The 16,783-nt window shown below is 69.2% G+C and carries 17 protein-coding genes; 3 read left to right on the forward strand and 14 right to left on the reverse strand.

What is annotated here, in order from left to right; translation table 11 throughout:
- Window position 1: 1 nt before the first annotated feature.
- The 11 genes from atpD to prmC all read right to left on the reverse strand — a co-directional run bounded on the left by atpD (window position 2) and on the right by prmC (window position 9,971).
- Entirely contained in the window at window positions 2-1,450 is a 1,449-nt protein-coding gene (atpD, locus tag MHY30_RS11290; RefSeq protein WP_239277019.1) for a F0F1 ATP synthase subunit beta, read from the reverse strand.
- Between the two features lie 22 nt (window positions 1,451-1,472).
- The gene (locus MHY30_RS11295; protein WP_239277020.1) at window positions 1,473-2,372 is read right to left on the reverse strand and encodes a F0F1 ATP synthase subunit gamma; all 900 of its coding nucleotides are present in this window, start codon (window positions 2,370-2,372) and stop codon (window positions 1,473-1,475) included.
- 24 nt (window positions 2,373-2,396) lie between these two features.
- Window positions 2,397-4,028 carry a F0F1 ATP synthase subunit alpha gene (gene atpA, locus MHY30_RS11300; RefSeq protein ID WP_239277021.1) on the reverse strand — a complete coding sequence of 544 codons (1,632 nt, stop codon included), beginning with the start codon at window positions 4,026-4,028 and terminating at the stop codon, window positions 2,397-2,399.
- A 61-nt stretch (window positions 4,029-4,089) separates the two neighbouring features.
- On the reverse strand, window positions 4,090-4,881 hold the full coding sequence (locus tag MHY30_RS11305; RefSeq protein WP_239277022.1) for a F0F1 ATP synthase subunit delta: 792 nt from the start codon (window positions 4,879-4,881) through the stop codon (window positions 4,090-4,092).
- Entirely contained in the window at window positions 4,881-5,438 is a 558-nt protein-coding gene (locus MHY30_RS11310; protein ID WP_239277023.1) for a F0F1 ATP synthase subunit B, read from the reverse strand. The genes MHY30_RS11305 and MHY30_RS11310 overlap by 1 nt, the downstream gene beginning before the upstream one ends.
- Window positions 5,439-5,467: 29 nt before the next feature.
- A complete protein-coding gene (gene atpE / locus MHY30_RS11315; RefSeq protein WP_055834851.1) occupies window positions 5,468-5,707 on the reverse strand; it encodes a F0F1 ATP synthase subunit C in 240 nt (79 codons plus the stop codon).
- A 43-nt stretch (window positions 5,708-5,750) separates the two neighbouring features.
- Window positions 5,751-6,554, reverse strand: a complete 804-nt coding sequence (gene atpB / locus MHY30_RS11320) for a F0F1 ATP synthase subunit A (protein ID WP_239277024.1) — start codon at window positions 6,552-6,554, stop codon at window positions 5,751-5,753.
- A gap of 152 nt (window positions 6,555-6,706) precedes the next feature.
- Window positions 6,707-7,168, reverse strand: coding sequence for a hypothetical protein (locus MHY30_RS11325; RefSeq protein WP_239277025.1), 462 nt, complete (start codon window positions 7,166-7,168; stop codon window positions 6,707-6,709).
- Window positions 7,165-8,319, reverse strand: a complete 1,155-nt coding sequence (locus tag MHY30_RS11330) for an MraY family glycosyltransferase (protein ID WP_239277026.1) — start codon at window positions 8,317-8,319, stop codon at window positions 7,165-7,167. The genes MHY30_RS11325 and MHY30_RS11330 overlap by 4 nt, the downstream gene beginning before the upstream one ends.
- Entirely contained in the window at window positions 8,316-9,044 is a 729-nt protein-coding gene (locus tag MHY30_RS11335) for an L-threonylcarbamoyladenylate synthase (RefSeq protein ID WP_239277027.1), read from the reverse strand. The genes MHY30_RS11330 and MHY30_RS11335 overlap by 4 nt, the downstream gene beginning before the upstream one ends.
- A 39-nt stretch (window positions 9,045-9,083) precedes the next feature.
- On the reverse strand, window positions 9,084-9,971 hold the full coding sequence (gene prmC / locus MHY30_RS11340; RefSeq protein ID WP_239277028.1) for a peptide chain release factor N(5)-glutamine methyltransferase: 888 nt from the start codon (window positions 9,969-9,971) through the stop codon (window positions 9,084-9,086).
- 99 nt (window positions 9,972-10,070) lie between these two features.
- Between prmC and cysK the strand changes: the two genes are divergently transcribed.
- Both cysK and epsC read left to right on the forward strand, forming a co-directional pair.
- Window positions 10,071-11,009, forward strand: coding sequence for a cysteine synthase A (gene cysK / locus MHY30_RS11345; protein WP_239277029.1), 939 nt, complete (start codon window positions 10,071-10,073; stop codon window positions 11,007-11,009).
- 1 nt (window position 11,010) lies between these two features.
- Window positions 11,011-11,580 (forward strand): serine O-acetyltransferase EpsC, encoded by a 570-nt coding sequence (gene epsC / locus MHY30_RS11350; RefSeq protein WP_239277030.1) that lies wholly within the window; start codon window positions 11,011-11,013, stop codon window positions 11,578-11,580.
- A 6-nt stretch (window positions 11,581-11,586) separates the two neighbouring features.
- On the opposite strand, the gene MHY30_RS11355 is transcribed toward epsC, so the two are convergent.
- Window positions 11,587-11,994, reverse strand: coding sequence for a phage holin family protein (locus MHY30_RS11355; RefSeq protein WP_239277031.1), 408 nt, complete (start codon window positions 11,992-11,994; stop codon window positions 11,587-11,589).
- Between the two features lie 39 nt (window positions 11,995-12,033).
- On the opposite strand from MHY30_RS11355, the gene MHY30_RS11360 reads away from it, so the two are divergent.
- Complete coding sequence (locus MHY30_RS11360; protein WP_239277032.1) at window positions 12,034-13,437, forward strand: amidase; 1,404 nt, start codon at window positions 12,034-12,036, stop codon at window positions 13,435-13,437.
- A gap of 502 nt (window positions 13,438-13,939) precedes the next feature.
- Here MHY30_RS11360 and prfA read toward each other — a convergent pair.
- Both prfA and rho read right to left on the reverse strand, forming a co-directional pair.
- Window positions 13,940-15,016, reverse strand: a complete 1,077-nt coding sequence (prfA, locus tag MHY30_RS11365) for a peptide chain release factor 1 (RefSeq protein WP_239277035.1) — start codon at window positions 15,014-15,016, stop codon at window positions 13,940-13,942.
- An 18-nt stretch (window positions 15,017-15,034) separates the two neighbouring features.
- A partial coding sequence (gene rho / locus MHY30_RS11370; protein ID WP_239277033.1) for a transcription termination factor Rho occupies window positions 15,035-16,783 on the reverse strand: 1,749 nt, incomplete at its 5' end.

Below are 16,783 nucleotides of genomic sequence, written 5' to 3' on the forward strand. Positions count from 1 at the left end.
GTCAGCCGTTCTCCTTCTGGATCTGCGCCCACTTGGCCTCGACGTCGGAGATACCACCGACGTTGAAGAAGGCCTGCTCGGCGACGTGGTCGAAGTCACCCTTCACGATCGCGTCGAACGACTCGATGGTCTCCTTGATCGGGACCGTCGAACCCTCGACACCGGTGAACTTCTTGGCCATGTAGGTGTTCTGCGAGAGGAACTGCTGGATGCGACGTGCGCGCGACACGACGATCTTGTCCTCTTCGGAGAGCTCGTCGACACCGAGGATCGCGATGATCTCCTGCAGTTCCTTGTTCTTCTGCAGGATCTGCTTCACGGCCGTCGCCACGCGGTAGTGGTCGGCACCGATGTAGCGCGGGTCGAGGATGCGGCTGGTCGAGCTCAGCGGGTCGACGGCGGGGTACAGACCCTTCGACGCGATCTCACGCGACAGCTCGGTGGTGGCATCCAGGTGGGCGAACGTCGTCGCCGGAGCCGGGTCGGTGTAGTCGTCGGCGGGGACGTAGATCGCCTGCAGCGAGGTGATCGAGTGACCGCGCGTCGAGGTGATGCGCTCCTGGAGCACACCCATCTCGTCGGCGAGGTTCGGCTGGTAGCCCACCGCGGACGGCATACGGCCGAGGAGCGTCGAGACCTCGGAACCCGCCTGCGTGAAGCGGAAGATGTTGTCGATGAACAGCAGCACGTCCTGCTTCTGCACGTCACGGAAGTACTCGGCCATCGTCAGAGCCGAGAGAGCGACGCGCAGACGCGTCCCCGGCGGCTCGTCCATCTGACCGAACACGAGCGCGGTCTTGTCGAAGACGCCCGCGTCCTCCATCTCGTGGATGAGGTCGTTGCCCTCACGGGTACGCTCGCCGACACCGGCGAACACCGACACACCACCGTGATCCTGCGCGACGCGCTGGATCATCTCCTGGATCAGGACCGTCTTGCCGACGCCGGCGCCACCGAACAGGCCGATCTTTCCACCCTGCACGTAGGGGGTCAGCAGGTCGATGACCTTGATGCCCGTCTCGAACATCTGGGTCTTGGACTCGAGCTGGTCGAAGCTCGGCGCCTTGCGGTGGATGCCCCAGCGCTCGGTCACCTCGATGGTCTCGCCGGGCGCGGCGTTGAGCACCTCGCCGGTCACATCGAAGACTTTGCCCTTGGTGACGTCGCCCACGGGCACGGTGATCGGGCCGTGGGTGTCGCGCACTTCCTGGCCGCGGACGATGCCGTCGGTGGGCTTGAGGGCGATGGCGCGAACCAGGTCGTCGCCGAGGTGCTGAGCGACCTCGAGCGTGATCTCGGTCGACTGGTCACCGATGGTGATGGTGGTCTTCAGCGCGTTGTAGATCTCGGGGATCGCGTCGTGCGGGAACTCGATGTCGACGACGGGCCCGGTGACGCGCGCGACGCGGCCGACGACGGCTGCGTCGGTCTTCTCGGCGGTGAGGCTCATGGCTTCTTCTCTCCTTGGGGACTTACTTGCCGGATGCCAGAGCATCGGCGCCGCCGACGATCTCGGCGATCTGCTGCGTGATCTCCGCCTGTCGCGCGTTGTTGCGCAGGCGGGTGTAGTCGGTGATGAGCTTGTCGGCGTTGTCGCTGGCCGACTTCATCGCCTTCTGCGTCGCCGCGTGCTTGGCCGCGGAGGACTGGAGAAGGGCGTTGAAGATCCGGCTCTGCACATACACCGGCAGGAGGGCGTCGAGGACGGCCTCGGCGTCGGGCTCGAACTCGTAGAGCGGGTACACCTCGGCCTGAGCCGGGGCCTCCTCGGCCTCGAGGACCTCGAGAGGAAGCAGCCGCACCGTCTCGGGAGACTGCGTCATCATGCTGACGAAGCGGTTGTAGACGAGGTGGATCTCGTCGACACCGTCGTTCTCGCCACCCGCGCGGTAGGCCTCGAGCACCGCGTCGGAGATCTCCTCCGCGGTCGAGAACTGCGGGGTGTCGGTGTCGCCGGTCCACTGCGAGACGCTCGGCATCCGGCGGAACTGGAAGTAGCCCACCGCCTTGCGCCCGACGAGGTAGAACACCACCTCTTTGCCCTGCGAGCGGAGCAGCTCGGCCAGCTCGAGACCCTCACGGAGGATCTGCGAGTTGAACGCGCCGGCCAGGCCGCGGTCGGAGGTGAAGATCACCACGGCCGAGCGCCGGAGGTTCTCGCGCTCGGTCGTCAGCGGGTGATCGATCGACGAGTGCGTGGCCACCGCGGAGACAGCGCTCGTCACGGCTCGCGCGAAGGGCGATGCCGCGCGCACACGCGCCATCGCCTTCTGGATGCGCGAAGCCGCGATGAGCTCCATCGCCTTCGTAATCTTCTTGGTCGTCTGAGCAGAACTGATCTTCTGCTTGTAGACCCGCAGTTGTGCGCCCATGATTCCGTTCTCGTGTCGTCGCTGTTAGCGACGGCCCTTGACGATTCGCTCCTGGTTGACGTCTTCGGCGTCGGCCGCGTCCACCTGCTCGGCTCCGACGACACCCTCGTCGGCACCGGGCTGGAACTCGAGGACGAACTCGTCGATCTTCTTCTCGAGCTCCGCGACCGTGTCGTCACCGAGCACGTTGGTCTCGCGCAGGGTGTCGAGGACGGTGGAGTTCCGGCGGAGGTAGTCCAGCAGCTCACGCTCGAAGCGCAGCACGTCGGAGACGTCGATGGTGTCGAGCTTGCCGTTGGTTCCGGCCCAGATCGAGACGACCTGCTCCTCGACGGGGTACGGCGAGTACTGGGGCTGCTTGAGCAGCTCCGTCAGGCGCGCACCACGGGCCAGCTGACGACGCGAAGCGGCGTCGAGGTCGCTGGCGAACATCGCGAACGCCTCGAGCGAGCGGTACTGCGCGAGCTCGAGCTTCAGCGTTCCCGACACCTTCTTGATCGACTTCACCTGAGCGTCGCCACCCACGCGGGAGACCGAGATACCCACGTCGACCGCCGGACGCTGGTTGGCGTTGAACAGGTCGGACTGGAGGAAGATCTGGCCGTCGGTGATCGAGATCACGTTGGTCGGGATGTAGGCCGAAACGTCGTTCGCCTTGGTCTCGATGATGGGAAGACCCGTCATCGAACCGGCACCGAGCTCGTCGGAGAGCTTCGCGCAACGCTCGAGCAGGCGCGAGTGCAGGTAGAAGACGTCACCGGGGTACGCTTCGCGGCCCGGGGGACGACGCAGCAGCAGCGACACGGCGCGGTAGGCCTCGGCCTGCTTCGACAGGTCGTCGAAGATGATCAGGACGTGCTTGCCGCCGTACATCCAGTGCTGGCCGATGGCCGAACCCGTGTAGGGGGCGAGGTACTTGAAACCGGCGGGGTCGGATGCCGGGGCGGCGACGATGGTGGTGTACTCCATCGCGCCCGCGTCCTCGAGCGCACCCTTGACCGAGGCGATCGTGGAGCCCTTCTGGCCGATCGCGACGTAGATGCAGCGCACCTGCTTGTTGACGTCGCCCGACTCCCAGTTGGCCTTCTGGTTGATGATCGTGTCGATCGCGATGGCCGTCTTGCCGGTCTGACGGTCGCCGATGATCAGCTGACGCTGACCACGACCGACGGGGATCATGGCGTCGATGGCCTTGATGCCGGTCTGCAGGGGCTCGTGCACGCTCTTGCGCTGCATGACGCCGGGCGCCTGCAGCTCGAGGGCGCGACGACCCTCGGTCGCGATCTCGCCGAGACCGTCGATCGGGTTGCCGAGCGGGTCGACGACGCGGCCGAGGTAGCCATCGCCGACGCCGACCGAGAGCACCTCGCCGGTACGCGTGACCTGCTGGCCCTCCTCGATGCCGGAGAACTCGCCGAGGACGACGACGCCGACCTCGTGCTCGTCGAGGTTCTGTGCCAGGCCCAGGGTGCCGTTCGCGAAGCGGATGAGTTCGTTCGCCATGACGCCGGGCAGTCCCTCGACGTGGGCGATGCCGTCGGCCGCGTCGACGACGGTGCCGACTTCCGTCGCACCTCCGGCGGTCGGCTCGTAGGCGTTGACGAAGTCCTTCAGCGCGTCACGGATGACGTCGGGGCTGATAGAGAGTTCTGCCATTGTCTTCCTTCGTTCGTGGGGCGCGAGCCCCCAGATCTCCACCCGCTCGGGCGGCAAAGTCTTAGCCGGCGATGCGATGGCGCAGTTCGGCGAGGCGCGTCGAGACGCTCGAGTCGATGACGTCGTCGGCGATCTGCACGCGCAGTCCGCCGAGCACCGTCGGGTCGATCACGGTGTTGAGGGTGACGGCGGACCCGTAACGCGCGCTCAGAGCGTTCTCGAGTCGCGTGCGCTGTTCGGCGCTCAGCGGCGTCGCCGTCGAGACGGTCGCGACGATACTCGAACGCTGGTCGGCGACGATCGCCGACGCGCGCCGGAGAAGCGCGCGCACGCGGCGGCCGTGTGCGTTCTGCACCAGCGACGAGACGATCAGCGCCGTCGCGGCACCCGCGCGCCCGTCGAGAAGCGTCGAGATGAGCGAGCTCTTCGCCGAGGCATTGCCGAGACGACCGCCGAGCGCGAGCTCCAGCTCGCCGTTCGAGGCCACCGTGCGCGAGAACTGGAACAGCTCGCCTTCGATGTCGGCCGACGAATCGGCCACCGCTGCGGCGCGCACGGCCAGCTCCTCGAGGCCGTCGACGAACTCCGCGGCGTTCGACCAGCGCTGCTCGGCGGCGCGCCGGAGCAGGGCCACGCTGGTCTCGCGGTACGTGGAGCCGAAGACCGCCGTCACCAGCGCGGCGCGAGCCGCGGCCGGTGCCGACGAGTCAGACAGCGCGCCGCTCAGCTGCGCCGATCCGCTCACGGCGCCGACGGCGGCGAACAGCTCGCGGGCGACGTCGAGATCGACACCGGACGCCGCCGTGAGCGCCTCGGCGGTCGCGGTCCGCGCCTGAGTGGTCGCGCTGCCCATTACTGAGCCGCCTTCTCGGATGCCTCGAGGTCGGCGAGGAAGCGATCGACGACGGCCTGAGCCTTGGCGTCGTCGGAGAGCGTCTCCCCGATGACGTTGCCGGCGAGGTCGACGGCGAGAGTACCCACCTCGGCACGCAGCGACACCATCGCGGTCTGCCGCTCGGCTTCGATCTGCGTGTGTGCGGCAGCGGTCAGGCGAGCAGCCTCTGCCGCCGCGGTCTCCTTGGCCTCGAGAACGATCTTGCGACCGTCTTCGCGTGCGGACTCACGGATCTCGCCGGCTTCCTTGCGGGCAGCGGCGAGCTGGGCGGTGTACTCCTCGAGCGCGGCCTCGGCCTTGCGCTGCGCCTCGTCGGCCTTGGCGATGTTGCCCTCGATGGCGGAGCTGCGCTTGTCGAGCACCGCTCCGATGCGCGGGAGCGCGTAGAACCACACGACCGCCGCGATGATGACGAAGCACACCAGCGACCAGGTGATGTCGTAGACGGCGGGCAGAAGCGGGTTACCGCTGCTGTGACCCTCTTCGGCAGCGACCGTGACAAGAGCGTGAAGCATCCTGTCTCCTTACTCGTGGATCGGGCGGATCAGAGCGCGCCGAAGATGAAGGGCGTGGCGATGCCGATCAGCGCGAGGATCTCGATGAAGGCGACACCGATGAACATCGTGGTCTGCAGGCGACCGGCGAGCTCGGGCTGACGGGCGGTCGACTCGATGGTCTTGCCGATCATGATGCCGAGACCGATGGCCGGGCCGATGGCAGCAAGACCGTAGCCCACGGTCGCGATGTTGCCCGTGACCTGAGCGAGAATCGTCGTTGCGTCCACTGAGGGTTTCCTTTCGTTGGGCGAACAGCCGGTCGGCTGCCCGTCAGTGCTCTTCCGCCACCGCGAGCTGGATGTAGACCGCGGTGAGGATCGTGAAGACGTAGGCCTGCAGGAGTGCCACGAACACCTCGAAGAGGGTGAACGCGAGCCCCAGCGTGAGGGTTCCCGCTGCCAGAGGGGTCAGCCAGTTGAAGCTGAAGAAGAAGAAGTTGGTCGCCGAGAAGAACAGCACCAGCATGAGGTGGCCGACGATCATGTTCAGCAGGAGCCGCAGGAACAGCGACACCGGCCGGGCGATGAAGACCGAGATGAGCTCGACGATCGCGATGATCGGGATCAGCGGCTTGGGGACTCCGCTGGGCACGAGCGAGTACTTCACGAAGCGGCCCACGCCGTGACGGCGAATGCCCGCGTACACGAAGGCGATGTAGGCGGTCAGCGCGAACACCAGCGGCGCTCCCGCGACGGAGGTGCCCGGGATGTTCAAGAACGGGATGACGCCGGTGAGGTTCAGCGCCGTGATCGTGAGGAACATCGCGGTCAGCAGCGGCAGGAAGCGCTTGCCGTCCTTCTCACCCAGGACCTGGTACGCGATCTGCTCGCGGATGAACCCGAAGCCGAGCTCGATCACGCTCTGGAAGCGTCCGGGGACGACGGTCAGCCGCCGCGTGCCCATGACGATGATGAGGACCATGATCGCCGTGGCGAGCAGCTGCACCAGAGTGATGCGCGTGACCGCGAACGGTGTTCCAGCGAACAGCAGCTCGGGCGGGAAGAAGTCCGAGATGGACGGCGGGGAGAAGTAGGGCGCGTCAGCAGCGTGCGCGATCGAATTCGCCTGAGTCAACGGGTGGCTCCAGCTTCTCGAACCGGTACGAAACGGTTCGGGGAGGGTGGGAAACGGCTCTCCCCGGGGCCTCGGCGTCACCGCCGCACACCGGCCGAGGTGCTTAGCCCTACCTTAGCAAAGATCGCGGGATTCGCGGCATCGGCGGGAGGTCAGACCTCGTCCGGGGAGCTGCGCTCGGGCAGAACGGTGTCCGACACCGCGGGGAGGCGCATCCGCGAGATCACCACGACGTCGACGACGAGCGACGCCACCGCCGTGGCCAGGAGCGCGAAGAAGAACACGGGAGCGACGACCCAATCCATGCGCAGCAGGATGAGGAACGCCACGATCACGAGGATGAACTTCAGCAGCCATCCCCCGAGGACCACGCCGAAGAAGATCTGCAGCCACGCGGGGTGACCGTAGAAGCGGTTGGCCAGAAGAATGCTCACGGCCGTGAGCGCCGGGAAGATGGCTCCGACCGCGGCCCCCACCGCCCCGCTCCATGCTCCGTTCGCACCGGCGATGAGCGCCCCCACCACCACCGCGCCCGCCAGGATGACGACGGTGACGACCGCCGACCACAGGAGGGCTGCGCGGAGGACCGGGGTGCTGGAGACGGGGGCGGTCATGACGACTCCTCGGGGGAAGGGCGACGCGCGAGGCGACGGGACGGAAGCAGGGTGAGCAGGATGCACGCGGCGACGCCGACGACGCCGAAGACGATGCCGATCGCGTAATCGCCGGGCCAGCTCTGCTGCGTGCCGATGTACATCAGCAGCACCGCGAGGCTGACCACAGCGGTCCAGCTGTAGAAGATGAGGACGGCATCCCGGTCGGAGTGACCCATGTCGAGCATGCGATGGTGCAGATGCTTGCGATCGGGCGAGAACGGCGACTTCCCGGCCCACTGACGGCGGACCACCGCAAGACCGAAATCGAGCAGCGGCAGCAGGACGATGACCACCGGCAAGAGGATCGGGATGAAGGCACCGAGCAGCTGCGAACGCCCCAGCTGTTCGGGATCGAGGACGGCGGGGTCCAGCTGACCGGTGATGGCGACGGCCGAGCTGGCCATGAGCAGGCCCAGCATGAGTGCGCCGGCATCGCCCATGAACAGCTTCGCCGGGGTCCAGTTCATCGGGAGGAAGCCCAAGCACGCTCCGATGAGCACGGCGGCGATGAACGAGGCGAGGTTGAAGTACGTGCTCGCACCGGTGTCGCGCACCAGGAGGTACGAGTAGGCGAAGAAGACCCCGTTCGCGATGAGGCACACCCCCGCGACCAGGCCGTTGAGTCCGTCGATGAAGTTCACGGCGTTCATGACCACCACCAGGGCGAACACCGTGAGCACGAAACTCACCCAGCTCGAGCCGACGGTCAGGGCACCGATCGGCAGCGACAGGATCTGCAGCTGACCGAACCAGGCGATGATCCCCGCGGCGACGAACTGCGCGCCGAGCTTGATCATCCAGTCGAGGTCCCACAGGTCGTCGACGACACCGACGACGACGATGAGGAGCACCGCGCCGAGGAGCGACAGCACCGGAGCCGGATCGGTCCAGAAGATCGCGAAGTAGGGGTTGCGACTGGAGAGGGCGAAAGCCGCGACGACGCCGAGGAACATCGCCACGCCGCCCAGGCGCGGCGTGGGCGTCGTGTGCACGTCACGATCCCGGATGCCGGGATACAGACGGAATCGCAGAGCGAGCTTCCACACCACCCACGACAGCGCCAGAGTCACCGCTGCCGTGAACAGGATGGTGAGGAGATACTGGGTCACGGCCCGGGGGCCTCGGCATCCGGATCGGTCGACGACGTCGCGGGAGCCGACGCGGTCTCGGGGTCGGGCTCGAGCAGGTCTCCGAGGACGTCGCGCAGACGGTCGCGCGACACCGTGCCCTCGCGCAAGACCTTCACCCGGGGCTCCGCGCCGCCGACGAGCGATGTCGCGTCGACGATGGTCGACGCGAAGCCCCACTCGCTCGGGCCGGCATCCAGATACGCGGAGACACTGTCGCCGAGCATGTCGCGGGCCTCGTCGATGCTCACCGCCGCGGGCATTCCGGTGCGGTTGGCGCTGGAGACCGCGAGCGGCCCCGTCTCCTCGAGCAGTTCGAGCGTCAGCTTCTGCGCCGGCATGCGGACGGCGACGGTGCCGTGGGTGTCTCCGAGATCCCACGACAGCGACGGCTGCGCCGGGAGCACGATCGTCAAGCCTCCCGGCCAGAAGGCGTGCACGAGCTCGTCGACGGCCGGGGGCACCTCGGCGACCAGCGCGCGGAGAGTCCCGACCCCGGGCACGAGCACGGGCGGAGGCTGCTGGCGTCCGCGTCCCTTCGCCTCGAGGAGGCCCGCGACGGCGCGCGCGTTGAAGGCGTCCGCGGCGATGCCGTAGACGGTGTCGGTGGGCAGTACGACGAGTTCGCCTCGGCTGATCGCCTGACGCGCGTGGCGCATCCCGGAGAGCAGCTGCGACTCGTCACGGCAGTCGTAGACGGGTGACATGTCGCGCGACAGTCTACCGACGCCCGACCGGTCGCGCGGTCAGGGGCGGATCGCCGTCGTGGCGCGATCCCGCGTGGTGAGATCGGGGTGCGTGGCCGCGGCACGCCATCCGTCCGCCGCGAGGATGTCGCGAATGGCCGCGCCCTGCCATTCGCCGTGCTCGATGACGATGGTCCCGCCGGGGTGGGCCAGCCGGAGGCCGACGCGGCTGAGCACGCGCACGGCATCCAGTCCGTCCGGTCCCCCGTACAGCGCCGCGGGCGGGTCGTACCGCTGCACCTCGGGGTCGCGCGGGATCGCGTCGTCGGGAACGTATGGCGGATTGGATGCCACCACCGACACCGTGCCGTCGAGTTCGGGGAATGCGTCGGCGAGGTCGACGAACGCGAGCGTCAGGTTCTCCGCGCCGATGCGCGCGGCGTTGTCCTTGGCCCAGATGAACGCCTCGACGGAGTTCTCGGCGGCGTAGACCCGCGCGCGGGGTACCTCCGTCGCCAGGGCGAGAGCGATCGCGCCGCTGCCGGTCCCGAGATCGACCGCGACCGGGGAGGGGGATGCCGCCGCGGCCAGCGCGTCGATCGCGAGCTGCGCCACCATCTCGGTCTCGGGGCGCGGAACGAAGACGCCCGGCCCCACGGCGAGCTCGAGCGAACGGAACGGCGCGACACCCGTGAGGTGCTGCAGAGGTTCCCGGGCGCACCGGCGATCCACGAGCCCGGGCAGCTCGACGACGGCATCCTCGTCGAGCCGGTCGCCGCGGATCGCGGCGGCCTGGACACCGCCGCGTGACGTCGACAGCACGTGGGCGAGGAGCAGCTCGGCATCCACGCGAGGATCGGGGATGCCGGCGGCGGCGAAGCGCGTCGCGATGTCGCGGAGGGTGTCGGCGACGGAAGGGCGCGCGGGGGTGCGGGAAGTCTCGGGCATGACGGGAACCGAGCCTAGTCGCGCGGCGTCACACACCGATCCCGGCCTCCCCCGCTCGCCTAGGATTGTCGCGATCCGACCGACGGCGAAAGGCGAGCCATGCCCGGCATCCACTCCGACATCACCTCCGCGTTCGGCGACACCCCGCTGGTGCGCCTCAACCGCGTCGCGGAGGGCGCCGGGGGCCAGATCCTGGCCAAGCTCGAGTTCTACAACCCCGCCTCGAGCGTGAAGGACCGGCTGGGGATCGCCATCGTCGACGCCGCCGAGGCCTCGGGAGAGTTGAAGCCCGGCGGGACCATCGTGGAATCCACCAGTGGCAACACCGGCATCGCTCTGGCGATGGTGGGCGCCGCACGCGGCTACCGCGTCATCCTCACGATGCCGGCCTCGATGTCGAAGGAGCGGCGCATCCTCCTCAAGGCGTTCGGCGCGGAGCTGGTGCTCACCGACCCCACGAAGGGCATGTCGCACGCGGTCGACGAGGCCAAGCGCATCGTGTCCGAGACGCCCGGCGCCGTGTGGGCGCGTCAGTTCGAGAACGACGCGAACCCGGCCATCCATCGCAAGACCACGGCCGAAGAGATCCTCCGCGACACCGACGGCAAGGTCGACTACTTCGTCGCCGGCATCGGCACCGGCGGCACCATCACCGGTGTCGGCCAGGTCCTCAAGGAGCGCGTTCCCGGGGTGAAGGTCGTGGCCGTCGAGCCGGCCGACTCCCCCATCCTGACGAAGGGGCACCCCGGCCCCCACAAGATCCAGGGCATCGGCCCGAACTTCGTTCCGGCGATCCTCGACCGCGACATCATCGACGAGGTCATCGACGTCGAGTTCGATGACGCGATCCGCCTCGCTCGCGAGACCGCAGCGAAGGACGGCATCCTCGTCGGCATGTCCTCCGGCGCGGCCATCTGGGCCGCTCTCGAGATCGCCCGCCGCCCCGAAGCCGCGGGCAAGAACATCGTCGTCATCATCCCCTCGTACGGCGAGCGCTACCTCTCCACCGCTCTCTACGAGCACCTGCGCGAAGACTGACGTGGGAGTCCTGTCCCGCATCCGCGAAGACGTCGCGGCGGCCAAGCTGCGCGACCCCGCGGCGCGTGGCGGGGTCGAGATCGCCCTGCTCTACCCTGGCCTGCACGCCGTGTGGGCGTATCGCGTCGCGCACCGTCTCTGGGTGCGCGGCGTGCGCTTCCCGGCGCGTGCCCTCTCTCAGGTCGCGCGCTGGCTCACCGGCATCGAGATCCACCCCGGCGCCACGATCGGTCGGCGCTTCTTCATCGACCACGGCATGGGCGTCGTGATCGGCGAGACCGCCGAGGTCGGCGACGACGTCATGCTGTACCACGGCGTGACGCTCGGCGGCCGGCAGCGCGAGGGCGGCAAGCGCCACCCCACGCTGCAGGACGGGGTCGCCGTGGGCGCCGGTGCGAAGATCCTGGGTCCGATCACGATCGGGGCCCACAGCCTGGTCGGCGCGAACGCCGTCGTCACCAGGGACGCCCCGCCCGAGAGCGTCCTCGTCGGCGTGCCCGCCCAGCCGCGCGCACGACGGACCGACGACGACGCCCGGGCCCTCCTCACCGCACCCGAGTACTGGATCTGACCGGGGTCAGCGCTTCCTCGCCGACAGTGCCCGGGCCGGTCGGTCGATCAGCACGACCGTAAGCGCCCACGTCGCGATGGCCGACACGATCCACACCACCAGCGGTGCCAGGAACCACGCGCCGACGGTGGTGATGCGGACGCCGGCCGACGGCAGCACCGCGACGACGAGCAGCGACACGAAGGTCGCGATGATGCCGATGCCCCCGAGCAGCAGCGGAGCATGTCGGCGCGCGACGCGGATCGCCACCGGGGTGGCGATGCTCTGCACGACGGCGAACACGACGATTGCGACGAGGAAACCCCACCAGTTCAGCCACGAGATTCGGAAGCCTCCCACGAAGAGGTCGGCGAGGATCAGCCCCGCCGCAGCGAAGGCGAGGTACACCAGCACACGCAGAAGCCGGGTCTTCATGCTGCGAGGCTAACGGAGCACCGCCCGTAGGCTCGAGGTATGACGCGCCTGCACGATCTGTCGCTCGTCGACCAGGCCCGGGCCCTGCGCGACGGGTCGCTCGACCCCGGCGCGCTAGCCGCGCACTACCTCAACCGGATCGAGCGCTTCGCCGACCTCGGCGCCTTCGCGGAGGTCACGGGCGCGGCGGCTCTCGAGCGGGCGTCGACGCTCGCCGCGGCCGCCCCCGCGGGGGCGTTGTGGGGTGTCCCGTCGGCCGAAAAGGATCTCGTCGCGCGCGCCGGCGTTCCCACCCGGTACGGTTCGCGCGCCCGCGCCGATGTCATCCCCCGGACATCCGACGCCCTCGCGGAGGCGATGGATGCCGCGGGCGCGGTGAGCCTCGGGAAGACGAGCACGTCCGAGTTCGGCCTCACCGGCTTCACCGAGCCGCTCATCCACGCTCCCGCGCGCGATCCGTGGCGCACCGAGGCGGGCGCGGGTGGTTCCAGCGGCGGCGCCGCGGTCGCGGTCGCGGCCGGTCTCCTGCCGGCGGCGGTCGGGTCCGACGGGGGTGGCTCCATCCGCATCCCGTCGGCCACGGTCGGCGTCGTGGGGCTGAAGCCGTCGCGAGGCCGGCTGCCCCTCGGTTCCGGTTTCGACTCCCCCGACGGCCTCTCCGTCACCGGTCCGATCGCCCGCACGGTCGAAGATGCCGGCTTTCTTCTCGACGCGCTCGTGGGTCTCGCCCCGTTCCGGTACGCCACTGCGGCGCCGGGAGGGGGCCCGTTCGTCGACGCCGCCCGGCGACCCGCCGAGGCCCTGCGCATCGGGGCCACCACCGTGTCACCCTGGGACGACGACGAGAACATCGTGCTGGATCCGGCTGCGCGGAGGGCCTTCGACACCGCCGCCGCCTGGCTGAGCGACGCCGGACACGGCGTGGCCGAGGCCGACTGGCATCCGGTCGGCTATCCGGAGCTGTTCCGGGTGCTCTGGCGCGCGAGCGCGGCGAGGATTCCGCTGACCGACGCCGACATGGAACTCGTCGAACCGCTGACGGCGTGGCTCGTCGCCGAGGGAAGGGCGTTGCCGGCACCCGACCTGCTCGGCGGGCTCACGGAGGCGCGGGCGTTCGAGCGCCGCACCATCTCCGACTTCTCCCACGTCGACGCCGTTCTGACCCCGGCCCTGGCGCAATCCCCGCGCCCCGTGGGCTGGTACGCCGGGCACGACCCCGAGCGCACGTTCGCGATGCAGGTCGAGTACGCGCCGTACTCCAGCTTCGTCAACGTCGCGGGCCTTCCCGCGCTCACGCTGCCGGTGGAGATGGATGCCACCGGCCACCCGGTCTCGGTCCAGCTGATCGGGCGACCCGGTGGCGAAGCGACACTGCTGTCGCTGGGCGCGGAGCTCGAGGCCCGCCGCGGCCCCCTCCCCCACCCACCGGTCTGGGACGTCTAGAGGGGCTCAGCCCTCGCCGAGCGCCCCCGCCGCGCACAACTCCTGCACGACTCGCCGACCACGGACGGCATGCACGGAAACCGACGGGTCTGCCGGAGTTGTGCCCGCCCAGCGCCGACGCGGATGCCGAGGGCCCTCGCCGAGCGCCCCCGCCGCGCACAACTCCTGCACGACGCGCCCCGCCCCCGACGGCGCACCGCAAACCGACGGGTCTGCCGGAGTTGTGCCCGCCGGGCGCCGACGCGGATGCCGAGGGCCCTCGCCGAGCGCTACCGCCGCGCACAACTCCTGCACAACGCGCCCCGCCCCCGACGGCGCACACGCAAACCGACGGGTCTGCCGGAGTTGTGCCCGCCCAGCGCCGACGCGGATGCCGAGGGCCCTCGCCGAGCGCTACCGCCGCGCACAACTCCTGCACGACGCGCCCGCCACCGACGGCATGCACGGAAACCGACGAATCTGCCGGAGTTATGCGCGCCCGCACCGCGCGGATGCCGAGGGCTCAGCCCTCGGACAGGGCCGCGAGCCGCGCTTCCTCGTCGGCGGCGATCGCCGACTCGATGATCGGGCCGAGAGCGCCGTCCATCACCTGGTCGAGGTTGTACGCCTTGTACCCGGTGCGGTGGTCGGCGATGCGGTTCTCGGGGAAGTTGTACGTGCGGATGCGCTCCGAGCGGTCCATGCCGCGGATCTGCGACCGGCGGGCGTCGGCCGCCTGCGCGTCGCGCTCCTCCTGCTGCTTGGCGAGAAGTCGGGCGCGCAGCACGCGCATGCCCGCTTCGCGGTTCTGCAACTGCGACTTCTCGTTCTGCATGGACACGACGATGCCCGTCGGCACGTGGGTGATCCGCACCGCCGAGTCGGTCGTGTTGACCGACTGACCGCCCGGCCCCGAGGAACGGAACACGTCGATCTTCAGGTCGTTCGGATCGATCGCGATCTCTTCCGGCTCGTCGACCTCGGGGAACACCAGCACACCGGTCGTCGACGTGTGGATGCGCCCCTGCGACTCCGTGGCGGGCACACGCTGCACGCGGTGCACCCCGCCCTCGTACTTCAGGTGCGCCCACACGCCCTGCGCGGGATCGCTCGAAGAGCCCTTGATCGCGACCTGGACGTCTTTGTAGCCGCCGAGATCGGACTCGTTGCGCTCGAGCATCTCGGTCTTCCAGCCCATGGATGCCGCGTACTGCAGGTACATCCGCAACAGGTCGGCCGCGAACAGCGCGCTCTCCGCGCCGCCCTCCCCCGCCTTGATCTCCATGATCACGTCGCGGGCGTCATCCGGGTCGCGCGGGATCAGCAGTCGGCGCAGGCGCTCCTGGCTCTCGTCGAGACGTTCCTCGAGCGCGGGCACCTCTTCCGCGAACGCGGCGTCCTCACGGGCCAGTTCGCGCGCGGCATCCAGGTCGTCCGACGCCGACTGCCACGCCTCGTACGCGTGCACGATGCGGTTCAGCTCCGCGTAGCGCCGATTGACGCGCTTCGCGCGCGCGGCATCGGCGTGCACCGCCGGGTCGTTGAGCTCGAGCTCGACCTGCCGGTGCTCGTCGAGCAGTCCGCGGACGGACTCGAAGATGCCGGAATCCGACACGGCTCAGCGGATGCCGTTGTCGTGCCCGTTGTCTCCGCGCGCGGGAGCCGGGATCGACTTCTGCATCTGGACGAGGAACTCGACGTTGGACTGCGTCTCCTTGAGCTTGCCGAGCACGACCTCGAGAGCCTGCTGCGGGTCGAGGCCCGCGAGCGCGCGACGCAGCTTCCAGGTGATCTTGACCTCGTCGGGTGAGAGGAGCATCTCTTCGCGACGGGTCGAGGACGCGTTGACGTCGACCGCGGGGAAGATGCGCTTGTCGGCGAGCTGGCGGTTCAAGCGCAGTTCGCTGTTGCCCGTTCCCTTGAACTCCTCGAAGATCACGTCGTCCATCTTGGAGCCGGTTTCGACGAGAGCCGTCGCGAGGATCGTGAGCGATCCGCCGTTCTCGATGTTGCGCGCGGCACCGAAGAACCGCTTCGGCGGGTAGAGCGCCGAGGCGTCGACCCCACCGGTCAGCACGCGGCCCGAGGTGGGCGCCGAGAGGTTGTAGGCGCGGCCGAGGCGAGTGATCGAGTCGAGCAGGACCACGACGTCGCGACCCAGCTCGACGAGACGCTTCGCACGCTCGATGGCCAGCTCGGCGACCGTCGTGTGGTCCTCGGCGGGACGGTCGAACGTCGAGGCGATGACCTCGCCCTTGACCGTGCGCTGCATGTCCGTGACCTCTTCGGGGCGCTCGTCCACGAGCACGACCATGAGGTGGACCTCGGGGTTGTTGTGCGCGATCGCGTTCGCGATCTGCTGCAGCACGATCGTCTTGCCGGCCTTGGGGGGCGCGACGATGAGACCGCGCTGGCCCTTGCCGACGGGGGCGACGAGGTCGATGATACGCTGCGTGAGCTTCTCGGGCGCGGTCTCCATGCGCAAACGCTCCTGCGGGTACAGCGGCGTCAGCTTGCCGAACTCCACGCGCCCGGCGGCGTCGTCCACCGACAGCCCGTTGATCGAGTCGACCTTGACCAACGCGTTGTACTTCTGACGGGTGGACTGCTCGCCCTCGCGGGGCTGCTTGATCGAGCCGACGACCGCGTCGCCCTTGCGCAGGTTGTACTTCTTGACCTGGCCGAGCGAGACGTAGACGTCGCTCGGGCCGGGGAGGTAGCCCGTGGTGCGGACGAAGGCGTAGTTGTCGAGGACGTCGAGGATTCCCGCGATGGGGATGAGGACATCGTCCTCGCCGATCTCGGTCTCGAACTCGTCGCCCGTCGTGGCCTGCCCGCGACGCTTGTTGCGCTGGCGGTTGCGGCCGTTGCCCTGGTTCTGCTGCTGGGCCTGCTGACCGTTCTGCGCCGGCGCCTCGGCCTCGTCGGCCGCGGGTGCCGCGGTCGGGGCGGCGGTCTCGGCCTTGTCGGCGTTGTCGGACTTGTTGCGGTTGCGGTTGCGCGAACGGCTACGGCTGCGGCCACGGGACGGCGTCTCGGTCGCGTCCTCGGCGTTATCGCCTTCGGCCGCGGATGCCGACGCCTCGGCGTTGTCGCCTTCGGCCGCGGCGTTCGCGTCGGCGTCGGCGTTCGCGTCGGCCGCGGCGGGCGCATCGGCGGTGGCGGGCGCGGCCGAGGTCTCGCTCGCGGACGACTCCGATGCCGCGTCGGCGGGCGCCTCAGTGTCGGCAGCGGCCGTAGCGTCGGCCGCGGCCGCGGCGGCGGCCGCGGCGGCGGCCGCGGCCCACCCGCGGTCTCTTATAAACAAAAACCAGCCCCCCAGACCAAAACGGGGTTGGCGGTTGGCGGCGTGGGGGTGTAAAATGGG

This window comes from Microbacterium sp. ACRRU (assembly GCF_022346945.1).
Lineage (GTDB): Bacteria > Actinomycetota > Actinomycetes > Actinomycetales > Microbacteriaceae > Microbacterium > Microbacterium mcarthurae.